The following is a 472-nucleotide window of genomic DNA, read 5'->3' as shown; positions in this document are numbered from 1 at the left end:
GCTTCGAGCTCGGTCGAGGCATGGGACACGGTCTCGACGATCTGCCCCACGGCCTGCTCGAAATTGTCGGCCATCTGGTGCATGTCGGCACGGCGCTTCTCCGCCATCATCTTGTCCATGGCGACCTTGGCCTCCGCCTCCTGGCGGGCCTTCTCGGCCAGCATGATCTTGATCTCGTTGACGGCCTGGGCGGTCTCGCCGATCTCGTCACCGCGGCCTTCGCCCGAGATCGCGACCTCCTCGCCCTTGGCCATCCGCTGCAGCACCGCGACCAGCGCCCGCATCGGCTTGGCAATGCCGAACTGCCCGATCACAAAGCCCAGCGACAGACCGAGCACGATGCCGAGCGCGGCCATCGTCACCAGCATGCGCGAGGTCTGCTGATACTGATCCTCGGCCGCCTTGGCGAGGTTGTCGACGCGGGTCGTCAATCTGTCGGCAACATCCTTCATCTTCGCCTGGAGCTTCTCGG

At 65.3% G+C, this 472-nt stretch carries 1 protein-coding gene; it reads right to left on the bottom strand.

Annotated features, from left to right (window positions below):
• A partial coding sequence (locus HL671_RS37880) for a HAMP domain-containing protein (RefSeq protein WP_172244259.1) occupies positions 1–472 on the bottom strand: 472 nt, incomplete at both ends.

This window comes from Bradyrhizobium denitrificans, assembly GCF_013179005.1.
Taxonomy (GTDB): Bacteria; Pseudomonadota; Alphaproteobacteria; order Rhizobiales; family Xanthobacteraceae; genus Bradyrhizobium; species Bradyrhizobium denitrificans.
This window is presented reverse-complemented; position numbering and strand designations above follow the sequence as displayed.